Source organism: Paenibacillus prosopidis (assembly GCF_003337375.1).
Taxonomy (GTDB): Bacteria; Bacillota; Bacilli; order Paenibacillales; family Paenibacillaceae; genus Pristimantibacillus; species Pristimantibacillus prosopidis.
In genome coordinates, this window is the sequence record NZ_QPJD01000011.1 from 110196 (window position 1) to 125557 (window position 15362).

Consider the following 15362-nt stretch of genomic DNA (forward strand, 5'->3'; position numbering starts at 1 on the left):
TCTATCCCCCCGCCCTTGTTGCAAGTAATTGTTCGAACAGGCCGCCGATGCTGTATTGCACCGTATCCGTCAGCACGGACGGGTAGCAGCCGAGCAGAAGAATGAACGCGAGCAGCACGATCATCGGAATCGCCTCAATGAGCCGCGCGTCCTTAAGCGGGCTATACTTCTCGTGCTGTGGGCCGAACGTGATCTTCAGCACGCTGCGCAGGACATAGACCGCCGTCAAAATAACGCCCAGAACCGCTGCCGCAGTCAGCCATCTCATCGATTCAAAAAGACCGAGCAGTGACAGAAACTCGCCGACGAAGCCGGATAAGCCCGGCAAGCCAAGCGATGCGAGACCTGCCGTGAGCAGCACTCCGCTCATAAACGGCATAGACCTGGCCAAACCGCCCAGTTTAGAGAGCTCCGTCGTTCCTGTCCGCTCGTACATGCTTCCGACGATCAGGAACAGCAGCGCAGAAATAAGTCCATGCGATACGAGCTGGAAAACCGCTCCCTGAAGGCCGATCTCATTAAATGCTGCCAGGCCGAGCAGCACAATTCCCATATGGCTTATCGAGGAGTAAGCGAGTACGAGCTTGAACTCCTGCTGCCTGAATGCGAGCACCGCTCCGTACAAAATATTAACGACGCCAAGAAGCGCAAGCACGACCGCCCAATCCCTGGCCTGCTCCGGAAAGAGCATGACGCCAAAACGCAGCAGACCGTATGCCCCCATCTTAAGCAGGACGCCGGAATGGATCATGACGACGGAAGGCGGCGCCTCCGTATGCACCTTTAGCATCCAGGTGTGAAACGGAAAGACCGGCAGCTTAATGCCGAAAGCAACGAGCAGCATAATAAACAGCACCCACTGCATCGTATCCGTCATCTGGAACGGATTGAACATATCCAACTGCTCAGGCGACATGTTGACCCATGCATTAGGATCAGCCATATTGCGTGCGATATCGGCATAGCTGCCGCTGTAAATAAAGTTCGCTTGCTCCCCAATCTGCTCAATCCGGAAGCCGGCCGTATTCACGAGCAACACGAAGGCAAGCAGCATAATCGCGGACCCGATCCCGTTGTACAGGAGGAACTGATTAGCCGCCCTTTCGCGGTTATGGTAACCCCATATGCCGATTAAGAAATACATCGCAATAAGCGTAATTTCGAAGAAAACAAAAAACAAAAATACGTCACGGGCAAGAAATACACCAAGCATCCCGGTCTCCAAGAGCAAAAACCATACAAAAAACGACTTCCACCGTTTCTTGACGTGAAAAGCAGCAAGCGCGGCCATTGCCGTCACAAGCGCTGTCAGCAGTACAAGCGGTAGTGATAATCCGTCAATCCCAAGCGCATACTGGAACTTGAACATAAATTCGGATACACCATTCTGCAGCTCTTTATTAAGTGGAACCTCTACCCAGTTCAGCTGTTCATCGAATGGAGCGCCGCTTTGCTGCTTGTCATAATCCGAATAGAGCCATAACGACAGGGCAAGCGGTATAAGCGTCGCGATGAAAGCAGCCGTCTTCAACCAGCTGCTGCGATGCTTAGGAAGAAGCAAAACAACGATTAGCCCCAGCAGCGGCGACAGCAAAATAAGCGATAATACCGGAATGTCATGCAGGATGCTCATGGCAGGAACCTCCTTCCGACAATCGCAACCACTATAATAACGAAACCGATAACGGCTGCTAAGCTGTAGGTTTGCACCTGTCCGTTCTGCAGGCGGGCGGATAATCTGCCAACCGAGCTGGTTGCCGCGCCGGCAACCCGAACGACGCCTCCAACTACATACTCATCAAATACACTCAGCGCAGCGCCAATCGCCTTTAAAGGTTTAACAATGACCGCAGCATAAAGCTCATCCACATAGTAGCTTCTCTCCAACAGCTTAACGAGCCATGGCAACCGTTCTGCGATAACCGTCCTGCTGACGCTTCCTTTTCCATAGACGAGCCAGCCTAGATAAATGCCAAGCAAGCCGACCGCGATCGATGCGATAATGACGACGCCGCTGCCGTGAGCGTCTTCAGGCTCACCGCTGAGCCATGAACCGAACCAGCCGTTCCATGGTGTCTCTACGAAGCCGGCGATGATGGCTAGAACAGCAAGCACAATAAGCGGAAACGTCATAGTAGCCGGTGATTCGTGCGCGCCTGCAGCTGCAGACTTTGGTTTACCCATAAAGACAAGGAAGAACAGGCGCGACATGTATAATGCCGTACAGAAGGCTCCCGCTAAGCCTACTACGAACAACAGCGGATTGGTCTCCAGCGCCGCCGTGAGAATCATATCCTTTGACCAAAAGCCCGAGAACGGCGGAATACCGGACAGCGCCAGTGCTCCGATCGCGAATGTCCATGCCGTAACGCGCATCTTCGAGCCCAGCCCGCCCATTTCATTAATGTTTTGCGTATGTACAGCGTGAATAATGCTGCCTGCCCCCAGGAAGAGCAGCGCTTTAAAGAAAGCGTGAGTGAACAGGTGGAAAATGCCGCCCGTTAAAGAGTGTAGACCGAGCGCCATCATCATATATCCAAGCTGACTGACCGTCGAATACGCCAAAATCCGTTTAATATCGTTTTGCGCCAGCGCGACAGTAGCTGCGAATATAGCCGTAAAGCCGCCGACATAAGCGACGGTTTCCATAGCAGCCGCAGAATCCTGAAAAATATCGTAAGTCCGGGCAATTAGGAACACCCCCGCGGCCACCATCGTTGCCGCATGGATGAGCGCACTGATTGGCGTCGGTCCCTCCATGGCGTCAGGCAGCCACACATGCAGCGGAAACTGGCCTGATTTGCCAACGGCTCCTAAGAAAATAAGCAGCGCAATCAGCGTTGTAATGCCGGTCGTAATGGCTCCCGTTTGTCCGTCGAATACGCTTTGAATCGTCGTAAAATCAAGTGCGTGATTCGGCATGTACCAGAACAGCAGCAATATACCTATTAGCAGGCCGGCATCGCCGATCCGTGTAACGATAAACGCTTTCTTGGCCGCTGCCCGCGCTTTTGGCTTTGAATACCAAAATCCGACAAGCAGAAACGAGCATACGCCAACCAGCTCCCAAAAAATATAAAGGGACAGTAAATTATCGGAGAGCACCAGACCGAGCATAGAGAAAGTGAACAGGGCCACATAACCGTAGAATACAGTAATTCGCTCGTCGTTCTTCATATAACCTGCGGAATATACATTGACCAGAAAGCTGACGAGCGTCACGACGACAAGCATCATGGCAGTGAGATTCGTTACTTCGAACCCTATTCTAAGTGTATAATCTCCGATCCTAATCCAATCAAAAGCATAATTGTAATCGACCGCATTAGCGCCAAGCCGGTCAATGACGATAAGCAGCGACAGCGCGAAGGCAGCGAGCGAGCCAATCGAGCCGATGAATACGCCTGCCCTCCGAAAGCTGCGGCCGAGCGCCGTCAAAACGAGGAACGCCGCCAGCGGGAACAGCGGGATTAGCCAAGCAGCCTGTGAGTACATTTCCATTTGCCGCGCTACCTCCTCATCTTGTCAAATTCGTCGACGTTAACCGTCCCGCGCAACCGGAACAATGCAATCAGAATAGCAACTCCGATTGCCGCTTCGGCTGCCGCAACCGTAATCGTGAACAAAGAGAAAATTTGTCCGGTCAGCGATGGAACAACTCCGTATTTCGAGAAAGCGACCAGGTTCAAATTGACCGCATTCAGCATTAATTCAACCGACAGCAGGACGACTACCGCATTACGTTTCACTAAAGCCCCATAAAGTCCGATACAGAACAATATAGCCGCCATTGTTAAATAGGATGGAAGCATAGGGTTAATCCGCCTCCTTCTTCGCCAGCACGATCGCCCCGATAAAAGCGACCGTCAGCAGGACGGAGAGCAGCTCGAACGGAATGACATAACCCGTATACAGGAGCTGGCCGATAGCCATCGTATTATCCTCTGCAGCTTGAAAGGGCTGCGGCTCCGGAAAGGCAGTCGAACGGATCGCATAAAATAGCAGACCGAACAAGCAAAGCGTGCCTACAGCGGCAAGCGTCTCATGCAGCGGTTTTACCGGCTCCCGCTCACCCTGTTGATGCTTCGTCATCATAATGCCGAATATCATCAGAATCGACACCGCGCCTGCATAAATGAGCACCTGCACGAATGCGACGAATTCCGCCTCAAGCAGCACGAACATGCCTGCCAAGCCCAGGAATGCCGCAGCCATCGAGACAACCATATGGACGACTTTGTCCAAGCTGATCATCAGCACCGCTCCGGAAATCATTATCGCCGAAAATACGAAGAAAGCGGCAAACTCGCCTGAAAATTCGATGTTGAACAATTATTTGCCGCCCCCTTTGGCCGGCGCTCCGATGTTGTTATTGTCTTCCCGGACGAGCGTATTGTTATCGGTTAACCACTCCACGTCCTTAAACAGCTCGTCACGGCTGAACGTCGACAGCTCAAAATGGTTGGTCATCACGATCGCTTCGGTCGGACATACCTCGGTGCACAGGTCGCATAAAATGCATATTTCAAAATTAATGTCGAACGTATCGATGACTTTTCCTTTTTTGTCCGGATCAGGGTTTGGCTTCCCTGTCAGCGTAATGCAATCAGTCGGGCAGATGCGCGCGCATTGGTTGCAGACGATGCACAAATCCGGTATAAAATGCTGTATGCCGCGGAACCGGTCCGGCATGACAAACGGCACATCGGGATAGGAGGTAGTCACTTTGGGAGCCGTCATTGATTTGAGCGTAACACCCATTCCTTTCAGCAATCCGTTCATTTCCTTCTCCCCTTTGCTATCTTTTGATAAACAGCTCTAAATAGGCAGCCGTCAGAAATATGTTAAGCAGAGAAACCGGCAGCAGCACCTTCCATCCGAGTCCCATAAGCTGATCCACGCGTATGCGCGGGAAGGTGGCCCGAATCCAAAACAAGAAGAACACAATAAACGCAAACTTGAGCAGAAACCAGACGATACCCGGCACAAAATCGAGAAATGGCACAGGCGCATGCCAGCCGCCAAGGAAAAGCACAGTCGTTAATGCCGCTATAGCATATACATACACGTATTCTGAAAGCATGAAGAAGGCAAACCGGAAGCCGCTGTATTCAACATGATAACCCGCTACAAGCTCCGATTCCGCCTCCGGAAGGTCGAACGGTGTACGGTTCAGCTCTGAGACCGCCGCAATAACAAAGACAACGAAGCCGATAATTTGCGGCAGGAAGTTCCAGTTCCAGAACCAGCCGCCGTCCTGGGCCGCCACGATATCCCGTAAATTCAAGCTGCCGCTGAGCAAAATAACACCGACCACCGATATGACGAGCGGTACTTCATAGCTGATCATTTGAGCCGCTGACCGCATTCCGCCAAGCAATGCATATTTGTTATTTGAAGCCCAGCCGCCCAGCACGATCCCAAGCGTCGAAATGCCGGACAACGCAACATAATAGAGTAACCCGACATTTAAATCGGCAAAATACAGATTTTGCGTGTAAGGCAGCACAGCCAGAACGGAAAAAGCGGGTATATAAGCGAGCGCCGGCGCAATAATAAACAGCAGCCGGTCAGCCTTGCTCGGTATCGTATCTTCCTTAATCAGCAGTTTGAAAATATCCGCAACCGTCTGGAACAGACCGAGCGGGCCGACCCGGTTCGGACCGACGCGCTGCTGCATCCAGCCGATCACTTTCCGCTCGAAATAAATCGCATACGTAACGAACCCGAGCACGATGAACAGGAATACGACCGCCCACAGAAACAGCACAAGCGCATTGCCCCATGTGAGCGATTCATTCAGCCAAGGCGGCATCAGCAATCGACCTCCCCGACGACGATATCAACGCCGCCCAGTATCGTAATGAGGTTCGTCATCGTTTCTCCGACGAGCAGCTTCGGTAATATCTGCAGATTAACGAATGACGGACGCCGAAACTTGAGCCGGTACGGCTCCGCTTTCCCTTTGGATACAATATGGCAGCCAATCTCTCCCCGCGGCGATTCTATACGGACGTACGTCTCGCCGGCAGGCGGCCGGATCACACGCGGCACTTTGCCCATCGTTTCTCCGTCTTCGGGAAACTGCGGAACCGCTTGCTTCAGTATACGGAGGCTCTGGCGTATTTCCTCCAGCCGGATGCGATACCGGTCGTAGCAATCGCCATTTTGTCCCAGCGGAACATCGAACTCGAACTGGCTGTACAAGCTGTACGGCTCTGCTTTGCGCAGATCCCAGTCCACGCCGGTGCAGCGGAGGTTTGCGCCCGACAAGCCGTAATCAATCGCTGTTGCCGCATCGTACTTTCCGATTCCCTTAATGCGCGCGAGAAATATTTCATTGCCGCTGACGAGCTTATCGTATTCCTCCAGCTTCTTCTCCATATACGGAATAAAGTCGCGCACCTTATCCATCCAGCCCGGCGGAGCGTCCCATTTCACGCCGCCAACCCGCATGTAGTTGTAGGTTAACCGCGCACCGCACAACTCGTTGAACAAATCGATTATGATCTCCCTGTCGCGGAACGCGTACAGAAACGGACTCATCGCCCCGATATCGAGCAGATATGTCCCCCACCAGACGAGGTGGCTCGCCACACGCTGCAGCTCCATGACAATGAGCCGAAGAAATTCGGCACGCAGCGGAACTTCGAGACCCATCATCGTTTCGACCGCATGCACGAGCACATAATTGTTAGTCATTGCGGAGACATAATCCATACGGTCCGTATAAGGAATAATTTGTGTAAAATTTAAGTTTTCCGCTATTTTCTCGGTGCCCCGATGCAAATAACCCATGACCGGCGTCGCTTCGGTAATGACTTCCCCATCAAGCTTGACGACGATTCGAAATACACCGTGTGTGCTTGGATGCTGAGGACCTACATTTAAGAGCAGTTCTTCTGTACGGATCAAGGGCTGCTTACACCTCCGAGTCTAACGGTTCATAATCTTTGCGCAGTGGATGGCCGACCCAATCGTCCGGCATCATAATACGGCGCATATCAGGGTGCCCGGGAAAATCGATGCCGAGCAAATCGAAAATTTCTCGTTCGTTCCAATTAGCGGTCGCCCAGACCGGTGTCGCGGAATAGACGGATGCTCCGTCCCGCTCCGTCTTCACCTTAATCGCCGCTTCCCGTTTACTGCCAAGCGAAACCATATGATAAACGACTTCCATATGCGACTCGTAATCGACGCCGGATACATTGCGCAAATAATTAAATTGCAGCTGTTCATTGTGCTTAAGCAGCTGCGAAACGCTGCGCCAATGATCATTTTTTACGATAACGGTCGGCATATCTCCGTTTAATTCATTCACATAAGCATCCTCTACCGCGTCGTCAGCTGCCTGCTGCCTGATCAACGCAACGATCGCATCCAGCTCAGGCTGCTTCGGAGACGGGGGCTTCGGCTCTGGCGGAGCCGCTTCCGCCGCCTCGGCGTCTGCCTTCTCCTTCGCTGCCGCCCGGGCAGCGCGCGCTTCCGCCGCCGCCTTCAGCTTCGCCTCGCGCTCAGGATCAACCGGAGATGCTCCCTCACTATCCGTAAGCGCTTTCTCCTTATTCTTCTGCTCCTCGCTCATCGGCCGGTCACCCGCTTTCCGGTCTTCGCTTCGTAGCGGATCTTCTCCTGCAGTTTGTTAATGCCATAGATAAGTGCAACCGGATTAGGAGGACAGCCGGGAATATACACATCAACAGGCACGATCTGATCGACGCCCTTAATGACGGCGTACGATTTGATGTACGGTCCGCCGGCAGTTGCGCACGAGCCCATCGCAATAACCCATTTCGGTTCAGGCATTTGATCGTACAAACGGCGCAGCAGTGGACCCATCTTCTTAGTTACCGTACCTGCAACGATCATTACATCGGATTGCCGCGGAGAAGTGCGGAACATAACGCCGAAGCGGTCGAGATCGTAATGCGACGCTCCCGTTCCCATCATTTCTATCGCACAGCAAGCCAGACCGAACGTCAGCGGCCATAACGAATTGCTCCTGGCCCAAGCTTTCAATTGCTCAAGTGTTCCCATGAACACGTTGCGCTCCAGCTCTTTGCGTTCCTCAAGCGAAATCGACTCTAAACTGAATTCCATTTCAGCACCTTCTTCTTCCAGGCATATAGAAGACCAATAAGCAGCATTCCCGCAAAAATAATCATTTCAACGAGCACAAAAAGGCCGAGCTTATTATATGCGACGGCCCAAGGATATAAGAAAACGGTTTCGACATCAAAAATGACGAACATTAACGCAAACAAGTAATAGCGGATGTTAAAACGGACCTGTCCTTCGCCAACCGGCTCATTGCCGCTTTCATAGGTCGTTTGCTTCAGCTCGGTCGGCTTATTCGGTCGCAGCAGACGGCCGACAGTCAGTGCAACAACCGGCAGCAGGATGCCCAGCACGATAAAAATAGCCACGACGACATAGTTATTGGCGTAGTTTTCCACATGATCGCCTCCGTCAATAGGTTTGGTATGGACCGTTGCCGCTTGTCAATTTTTCCTCACAATTATAACAAATGCTTCCACCATAGTCTATGATGGAGTTAAGCCCGTGACGGCTCCTTGCCCTCTAAATCCGCGGCTCCTTCAGTCGGGTTACCATCCTCCGTATGACCGCCGTCCGATCTCTTCACCTCGGGAAAGCTTCCATCGCTGCTGTCCCGTTTTCCAGTAATCGCTGCAATGACAAGCAGCAATAGCGGCAGAACAAATCCCTGAAATAAGCTGTATACCGTCCACACTCCAGTCGCAAACTCTTTAGCATGTGCAACGTTACGATACGCCAGTATCGAGAGCGGCACGATAACAAAAGCATAGGGTACAACCAGCGGCCGGTAAGTGGACAGCTTAAGCATTTGTGCCGTTAGGACGGTCAATGCATATACGCACAAAGCAAGCTTTATAAATACAGTTCCGACCCATACCATTGCGACCAAAATTTCAACGCGGACCAGGATTTCCTCGATATTAATATTTTTGGCCAAATCATATACGGAAAAAGGACTTCTGCTTACCTCTTCAGCGCCCATTACGCCAATCAAAAAAACAATTAGAAGAACACTTGTTGATACAAGTAATAGAACGGACAGCTTCAGTGACTTTCGCAGCTTAGCGCGATCCTGCTTGCTCACAAGCGGAAATATCATTGTGATAAACACAAATTCACCGATTGGAAACCCCAATACCGGATATATGCCTTTGAGCGGCCTTACAATTCCCTCATATAGAAAAGGCTCCAAGTTATGAAAATCAAATTGATTAAACAACGATACAAGAATAATAATAAAGACGAACATTACCCATCCAAACAATATTTCGCCAGTCCGGGCGATCGTCTCGATCCCGAGGAAAACGCCGTATATTACAACAATCATAAAGGTCACATCCACAAACCATACGGGTGTTCGCGGCAGTACGGAGAGACCTATAAAATCAGAAATATTTCGCAATACAAGCGCGCTAAGCAATAGAAATAACAGCAAGTACGTTAACGTGAGTACTTTACCCGCCCAAACGCCAAGCACCTTTTCCGCGTATTGTGCAAGAGACATATTCGGAAAGCGGTCAGCAAGCGCCAAGAAGACGATCAATATGAAATAATTGAATGGTCCGACCAGCAGCACCGATAACCACGCATCCTGCTTGGCAATGGCCGTTATGGCTGTTGGAAGAATAAGCACCGCGCTCCCCAGCGCAAACAGAAATAAAAGCTTTGCGCATTGACTTGACGTAATTTGCGCATTGTTCATCCCGGCAAATTTACTCATTTTGATTACAGTCCCTTCTCAACCCAGCCGACAATGGGCTTATATACCGGCGAGAAAATAGTCATAATCCAGTCTGTTGGATTCGGAACCGGCAAGCGGAGCAGTAATCCTATAGCAAGCAAGGTTCCTGTCAGCAAAATGAACAGTGCCCATCCCCTTTCCCGGAAGAGCTGCTTTGCTCCGTTGCGGATCCATATGACCGTCGCTGTCGCTGCGGCAAGCATCGTCATAATAATTATAGCCAGCATATTGATCACTCATTTCACGATAGATTCACCACGTACACCCGATCCAGAAATTTTCGTTTTGCAGACAACTTCATGCTGCACCTCTGGAAATACAGTCTCCCAGTCTTTTTCTATTCGCTTCCAAACCTCCGGCTGTTGAAGGTAGACCTCTTTCCCCCATCCAAGCGCATCCACCCGCCATTTCTTTTGCATTTTTCGAATCGTTTCTTCCGCCTCTTTCTTCACCGCTTGACTCGTAAGCTCCTCTATCTCATTCAGCACCTGCTCATCCATCACATCAATGCCCGGACACATAATTTCTTGGATGCTGCCTGTTACCTCGAGCTTCGCCTGTACAACAGGCATGCCATCTTTACTTTGTTTGATTTTATACTGGATCGATGCTTCATGAACCTCTACAATTAAGTTTCCTTTTGACTCTGGACAAGCTAGCTTTATGACGGTGCTTTTTACTTTATTTTGCAGCCAAGCGAGTCCCCTTGATTCCTTCGGCTTCAAATAATCAACAAGCTTCCCGTCGCGAAATACGGCCATCGTACTCAATGCGGGAATCGCTTCAGCGGGAATCGTTTTCACATTATCGACTGATTTTCCTGCAGCTTTATCGCCCACTATCCGAAAGGAAGGAAGAACCGCCTGCTGCTTCCCTTTCCCTGTCAGCTTCGTCAAATCCTTAACCAATACCGCATAGTTCATCGCATAGGCTTCCTGATTGACATCAATCATTTCATGGAATTGATTGACCGGAATCGATTCCATCTGCGTCGTCATTTGCAGCAGCCGCTCGGCTCGAACGCCGCGTGTAACCACAACCGAAATATCGGTTCGAATGTCAGGATTTCTTTCAATTAAATCGACAAGCGGGATAATTCCGCCCTTACGTGCCATCTTTTCTCCGATAATTAACATTTGCGTATGCGAGAAAAAGAGTCTTCTCGATGTTTTTGCACTCATTTTGCGTATGGCTTCGAATATCGTATCACCCGTTTCTGTAAAAGTCGTTACGGGCGTCCCTCCTGTTCCGCCCTTGCTTTCAGCGGCAACGTTTTGCGGCAAGACGACCTGCACCGTCAACCGCAGCTTCTGCTTGCCTGACGGGTCATCATCCACACCCATCGCGAGTACGACTCCAAGCTTGTCCAGATAGCGTAAATCCCAGCATCCGCTTAACAGCATCAGCATACATACGGCCCATAAAAAAATAGCTTTTCTCCCCATTTTCTTTATTTCAGGCAGCCGCATACGTGACTTTATGCCGCTCATTGCTCCGGCTCCTTCCGGGGTTCTGTCTTTATTTGCTGCCTTACTTGATTTTTCTCGGCTAGCTTTTGCGGACGTTGCCGCAACATCCAGAGCGGTGCCCGCACCAGCGTATCCCTCAGATCCTTCAAATATAACGGAGCAAACGGTTTAATATACGGCATGCCGAATGACCTTAAATTACTAAGATGAAGCAGCAGCAGCAATACGACTAGCCCGATTCCATAAAAGCCGAGCGTGGATGCGGCCAGCAGCAAAAAAAACCGAAGCAGCCTCGCAGCTATTCCAAGGCTGTAAGCAGGCGATACGAAGCTGGCAATTGCCGTAAAGGAAACGACAATGACGACTGCCGGCGATACGATGCCTGCTTCAACGACAGACTGTCCGATAACCAAACCTCCGACTATGGAGATCGTATTACCTGCTGCAGTCGGCATTCGAACAACGGCTTCCCGCAATATTTCAAATACAAGCTCCATAATGAAAGCTTCCAAATAAGCGGGGAAAGGAACGCCTTCCCGCTGGGCAGCCAGCTTGAGCAGCAGCTGCGTCGGTATCATTTCCTGGTGATAGTGGACTATCGCGACGTATATGGAAGGCATCAGCAATGCGATCAAGAAAGAAACAAAGCGGAGCATTCGCAAAAAAGTCGAAATATCAAAGCTTTGGTAATAATCTTCTGCCGCCTGGAAGAACATATTTAATACCGCTGGCACAATCAGGACAAATGGGGTTCCATCCACAAGTATTGCGATTCGACCTTCAAGTAAATTGCTTGCTATAACGTCGGGACGCTCGTTATACATCACGGTAGGAAACGGCGACCATATTTGATCCGAAATCAGCTCTTCAATGTATCCGGATTCCAATATCCCGTCAATTTGGATAGCTTCTAATCTTTCCCGCAAATCCTTAAGCACATTTTCATCGGCCAATCCCTTAATGTACATCATACAGACTGGCGTTTGGGAAATTTCACCTATCGTCAACTGCTCCAACCATAACTTAGGACTGCGAATCTTTCTACGGATCAATGCCGAATTTGAACGAATCGATTCTGTGAAGCCCTCTCTCGGACCTCTAATAGCCATCTCGGTTTTTGGCTCTTCAACACCGCGCTTTGGTCCGCCAATAACATTTGCTGCAATCGCATTTGCCGCACCATCGATCATAATGATCGAATAACCCAAAAACAGTTTTTGAAACAGCATCTTCCAGTCGTTTATTTCCATAACGATTCCCGTTAACAACAGACTGCTCTTTACCACTTCTAGAAACTCACTTGGCTGAATCTTCGATTCGTTTGAAAACCTTTTCCTCTGCAGCGGTCGAATAACAAAATTATTTAACCTTTCTTCTTCAACCATACATTGTATATAAACGACCAGCGCTTCTGTATTTCCGGCGTCCGTCAGCTTCAGCCTCCGTAAAATAATATCTTGGCTCCCGCCAACCTCAAAATTGATCCTGTCTATATTTTGTTGCAATGAGACGGAAAGGGGCTGCCCCGTAAAATTACCTAGCGCCTGCTCCTCATGCTTCTCCGCTTTCACAGACCTTTTGTCAGCTTTCTTGCTGCCGCGTCCTTTGCCTCGCATATAGGATCGAAACATATACCCCTCTCCTTTCCGTTTGGACATAGTTATCCGTCTTAGGATAACTCTTCCATGGCATAATTATGTACGCAAAAGAGCCACAGGTCCGTTTCATGACGGTTTTCCTGCGGCTCTATTAGATCACTCTATCTAATTCTGGAATCGGTAAGCTTAAACTGTCCGACAAGCTGCTGAAGCAGCGTCGTAATCGACTCTACGCTTTGCGACGTTTGCCGCACATTCGTCATTTCGCCGATTAACTCGTTTACTTTCCCTTCCACATCAGAGGAAACCTTGCGGTTTTCCCTGCTCACTAACGCAATTCTCTCCATCAGCTGTACAACCTCGTCAACCACCTGCGTTTTGCGAAGATCTTCGGCATGTGCTGCAGCAAGCGTGCTTGCTGCAGCCGCGACAAGCTGGTTGCCTTCCTCAACGACGCGCGTTCCTTCATCCATAGAGGCATACGCTTGCTTGGCCTCATCATAAATGTGCCGGGTAATAACATGAACCTCTTCGGTCGACTTTTTCGTCATTTCGGCCAGCTTGCGAATTTCTGCCGCAACAACGGCAAAGCCTCTGCCCTGCTCGCCGACTCGGGCTGCCTCTATAGAAGCGTTAAGCGCCAGCAAATTGGTCTGTGAGGATATTTGTTCAATGACCTGGAGAACACCTTGAATTTCCTGTACCGTCTGCATAAATTTATGGATGGTCTCATTCGTTTCTCCGACCTTCGCCGAGATATGGTGCATTTTATCTCCGATCCGGTCGACTTCTGTTTTCGCTACCGCTATTTGCTCCGCTGCTTGCTCCTCGATCAGCCGCAGCGTCGAACGCATATCGCCTGCCGCATCCTTTGCCATGTCGATATCCTTTAATTGCAGCCTTATGCTTCCGATCATGTCATTTACTTTGCCGCTGACCCGTTCCGTTGATGCAGCGGTTACAGCCGCCGATTCATTCAACACATGCTGGCTGGATAGTACATCGGCGGAAGCAAGCTTCACCTGAAGCATAATGCCTTCCAAGGAATCGATCATATTGTTGATCCATTTGGCTAATTCCTTTGATTCATCGTTATCAAAATCGGTAAGCGCCAGACGCTGCGTCAAATCGCCTTTTCCTTCAGCGTTAATGCGGATAAAGCCGTTTATTTTACGCAAATGCTGAACGACGCGCTTCGATTCCTTCCTCTGGAATACTCCGCTGAACAACAAGCCGAATAACAAATGAAAGGCGCCTGCCGCTGCCGCTGTCACCCAAGGAGAGGCATTCATCGCTAGGAATATGACGAGCAGCACAGTCAAAATGCTTAAGCTGAGCACCGATATGAGCTGCAGCTTACGCTGTCTCCAGCCGATGCTTCGAATGCGGTATACTTCCTCCAAATCGCCCTCGCACATCATGCCCCATTTATCCGGACAATGCGGCAGTTGTAAGGTAACACCCTTGCCGATAACGGAAATATGCCGATAATCGGAGTAGCCGGGAAACTGGACAAACAAGTTGCTTCCATTACGGATCGTATTAGCTACACCGGGATGCAATTGTCCGGTGGCTGGATCGGTGAATATGATTTCGAGCTCCGTATGCTCTTTTATGGACACGGTGCCCCAATCTGTCCTTACGCCGTCCTTCAGGTTTTCACCATGTGTGAAGGTGCGGTCCTCAAACCGGCTGCGTGACAATGCGGTTCCAGGTTCAATTTGCGTATTCAAGCCGGCTTTTGCCATAAACAAATAGTTATCGCCGGAATCCGGATATACGTGGCCCGACTCCCGCTGAATCAAATCGCCCAATACATCGTTAGGCACCCGGCCGCATAACGTTCCGGCAAATTCACCGCCCGCCATCAGAGGAAGAATGAACAACAGCGTCATTTTGTCGTGAAAGGATGAGGAACGGGCTCCTAGCTTCAGCGTAATCGGATCGCTGTAGGGCCCGAATAAACAAGGCTGCAGCCTGCCTTTTTGATTCGAATAAGTAAGTCCTGCCTGTAAGCAGCTGCTCGAATCGTATGTAGCTCCAATGTGTGCTGCGGAGGTAGAGCTAACGACGGTTTGGTGCGTATCTAGAAAGAATAGCTCTGTCATGTCAATTGCTCGTGCATACGTTCTTTCAAATAATCTTTCAAGTTGTGTGTGAACAGAGGAAGCAGAAGACTTTTGATCTTGTTCGAGCAACGCTGTCAATTGTTCGCCTAAGCGGCCCATATGATTCCAATAATCCGTCGCCCATGAAGTAAGCAGCTCCTTGCGCGTCTCCGCAATGCCCTCGAAGCTTTGCTCCACATCCGCCTTCAAATCCTTGTTCAATTGCCATGAAATCCAGAGCGGAAATCCTACCTTCGCACCTAACCAATCAAACATACGGCTCACCCCTGCCCAAACTTTGGTATCTAATGTTAACTATATTAACATATGAATATAGGGAAATCATTCAAAATATTAGAACTTTCGGCGAAAAAAGAAACATATAGCT

At 50.1% G+C, this 15362-nt stretch carries 15 protein-coding genes; all 15 read right to left on the reverse strand.

What is annotated here, in order from left to right:
* Position 1: 1 nt before the first annotated feature.
* Positions 2–1633, reverse strand: a complete 1632-nt coding sequence (locus tag DFP97_RS17985) for a complex I subunit 4 family protein (protein WP_181873571.1) — start codon at positions 1631–1633, stop codon at positions 2–4.
* Positions 1630–3501, reverse strand: a complete 1872-nt coding sequence (gene nuoL / locus DFP97_RS17990; protein WP_114381574.1) for an NADH-quinone oxidoreductase subunit L — start codon at positions 3499–3501, stop codon at positions 1630–1632. The genes DFP97_RS17985 and nuoL overlap by 4 nt, the downstream gene beginning before the upstream one ends.
* 8 nt (positions 3502–3509) lie before the next feature.
* A complete protein-coding gene (gene nuoK / locus DFP97_RS17995) occupies positions 3510–3812 on the reverse strand; it encodes an NADH-quinone oxidoreductase subunit NuoK (protein ID WP_181873572.1) in 303 nt (100 codons plus the stop codon).
* Between the two features lie 4 nt (positions 3813–3816).
* Positions 3817–4332 carry an NADH-quinone oxidoreductase subunit J gene (locus tag DFP97_RS18000; RefSeq protein ID WP_114381576.1) on the reverse strand — a complete coding sequence of 172 codons (516 nt, stop codon included), beginning with the start codon at positions 4330–4332 and terminating at the stop codon, positions 3817–3819.
* Positions 4333–4782 carry an NADH-quinone oxidoreductase subunit NuoI gene (gene nuoI, locus DFP97_RS18005; RefSeq protein ID WP_114381577.1) on the reverse strand — a complete coding sequence of 150 codons (450 nt, stop codon included), beginning with the start codon at positions 4780–4782 and terminating at the stop codon, positions 4333–4335.
* A gap of 16 nt (positions 4783–4798) precedes the next feature.
* Positions 4799–5815 (reverse strand): NADH-quinone oxidoreductase subunit NuoH, encoded by a 1017-nt coding sequence (nuoH, locus tag DFP97_RS18010; protein ID WP_114381578.1) that lies wholly within the window; start codon positions 5813–5815, stop codon positions 4799–4801.
* Entirely contained in the window at positions 5815–6915 is a 1101-nt protein-coding gene (locus DFP97_RS18015) for an NADH-quinone oxidoreductase subunit D (protein WP_114381579.1), read from the reverse strand. The genes nuoH and DFP97_RS18015 overlap by 1 nt, the downstream gene beginning before the upstream one ends.
* Before the next feature lie 7 nt (positions 6916–6922).
* Positions 6923–7585 carry an NADH-quinone oxidoreductase subunit C gene (locus DFP97_RS18020; protein WP_114381580.1) on the reverse strand — a complete coding sequence of 221 codons (663 nt, stop codon included), beginning with the start codon at positions 7583–7585 and terminating at the stop codon, positions 6923–6925.
* A complete protein-coding gene (locus tag DFP97_RS18025; RefSeq protein ID WP_114381581.1) occupies positions 7582–8100 on the reverse strand; it encodes a NuoB/complex I 20 kDa subunit family protein in 519 nt (172 codons plus the stop codon). The genes DFP97_RS18020 and DFP97_RS18025 overlap by 4 nt, the downstream gene beginning before the upstream one ends.
* The gene (locus tag DFP97_RS18030; protein WP_114381582.1) at positions 8085–8456 is read right to left on the reverse strand and encodes an NADH-quinone oxidoreductase subunit A; all 372 of its coding nucleotides are present in this window, start codon (positions 8454–8456) and stop codon (positions 8085–8087) included. The genes DFP97_RS18025 and DFP97_RS18030 overlap by 16 nt, the downstream gene beginning before the upstream one ends.
* 98 nt (positions 8457–8554) lie before the next feature.
* Positions 8555–9778 carry a GerAB/ArcD/ProY family transporter gene (locus DFP97_RS18035; protein ID WP_114381583.1) on the reverse strand — a complete coding sequence of 408 codons (1224 nt, stop codon included), beginning with the start codon at positions 9776–9778 and terminating at the stop codon, positions 8555–8557.
* A 5-nt stretch (positions 9779–9783) separates the two neighbouring features.
* A complete protein-coding gene (locus tag DFP97_RS18040; RefSeq protein ID WP_114381584.1) occupies positions 9784–10026 on the reverse strand; it encodes a hypothetical protein in 243 nt (80 codons plus the stop codon).
* A gap of 9 nt (positions 10027–10035) precedes the next feature.
* Positions 10036–11289: a Ger(x)C family spore germination protein gene (locus DFP97_RS18045; RefSeq protein WP_114381585.1), complete on the reverse strand. Its 1254-nt coding sequence runs from the start codon at positions 11287–11289 to the stop codon at positions 10036–10038.
* On the reverse strand, positions 11286–12899 hold the full coding sequence (locus DFP97_RS18050; protein WP_181873573.1) for a spore germination protein: 1614 nt from the start codon (positions 12897–12899) through the stop codon (positions 11286–11288). Before DFP97_RS18050 ends, DFP97_RS18045 begins: the two co-directional genes overlap by 4 nt.
* A 128-nt stretch (positions 12900–13027) precedes the next feature.
* Positions 13028–15250, reverse strand: coding sequence for a methyl-accepting chemotaxis protein (locus DFP97_RS18055; RefSeq protein WP_114381587.1), 2223 nt, complete (start codon positions 15248–15250; stop codon positions 13028–13030).
* Positions 15251–15362 lie beyond the last annotated feature (112 nt).

Excerpts from the sequence above, each read along its gene's own strand:
- DFP97_RS18020 (WP_114381580.1), bottom strand. The coding sequence starts at position 7,585 with ATGAGCGAGGAGCAGAAGAATAAGGAGAAAGCGCTTACGGATAGTGAG.
- DFP97_RS18055 (WP_114381587.1), bottom strand. The coding sequence starts at position 15,250 with ATGTTTGATTGGTTAGGTGCGAAGGTAGGATTTCCGCTCTGGATTTCA.
- DFP97_RS18050 (WP_181873573.1), bottom strand. The coding sequence starts at position 12,899 with ATGTTTCGATCCTATATGCGAGGCAAAGGACGCGGCAGCAAGAAAGCT.
- nuoI (WP_114381577.1), bottom strand. The coding sequence starts at position 4,782 with ATGAACGGATTGCTGAAAGGAATGGGTGTTACGCTCAAATCAATGACG.
- nuoK (WP_181873572.1), bottom strand. The coding sequence starts at position 3,812 with ATGCTTCCATCCTATTTAACAATGGCGGCTATATTGTTCTGTATCGGA.
- nuoL (WP_114381574.1), bottom strand. The coding sequence starts at position 3,501 with ATGGAAATGTACTCACAGGCTGCTTGGCTAATCCCGCTGTTCCCGCTG.
- DFP97_RS18045 (WP_114381585.1), bottom strand. The coding sequence starts at position 11,289 with ATGAGCGGCATAAAGTCACGTATGCGGCTGCCTGAAATAAAGAAAATG.
- nuoH (WP_114381578.1), bottom strand. The coding sequence starts at position 5,815 with ATGCCGCCTTGGCTGAATGAATCGCTCACATGGGGCAATGCGCTTGTG.
- DFP97_RS18040 (WP_114381584.1), bottom strand. The coding sequence starts at position 10,026 with ATGCTGGCTATAATTATTATGACGATGCTTGCCGCAGCGACAGCGACG.
- DFP97_RS17985 (WP_181873571.1), bottom strand. The coding sequence starts at position 1,633 with ATGAGCATCCTGCATGACATTCCGGTATTATCGCTTATTTTGCTGTCG.
- DFP97_RS18025 (WP_114381581.1), bottom strand. The coding sequence starts at position 8,100 with ATGGAATTCAGTTTAGAGTCGATTTCGCTTGAGGAACGCAAAGAGCTG.
- DFP97_RS18035 (WP_114381583.1), bottom strand. The coding sequence starts at position 9,778 with ATGAGTAAATTTGCCGGGATGAACAATGCGCAAATTACGTCAAGTCAA.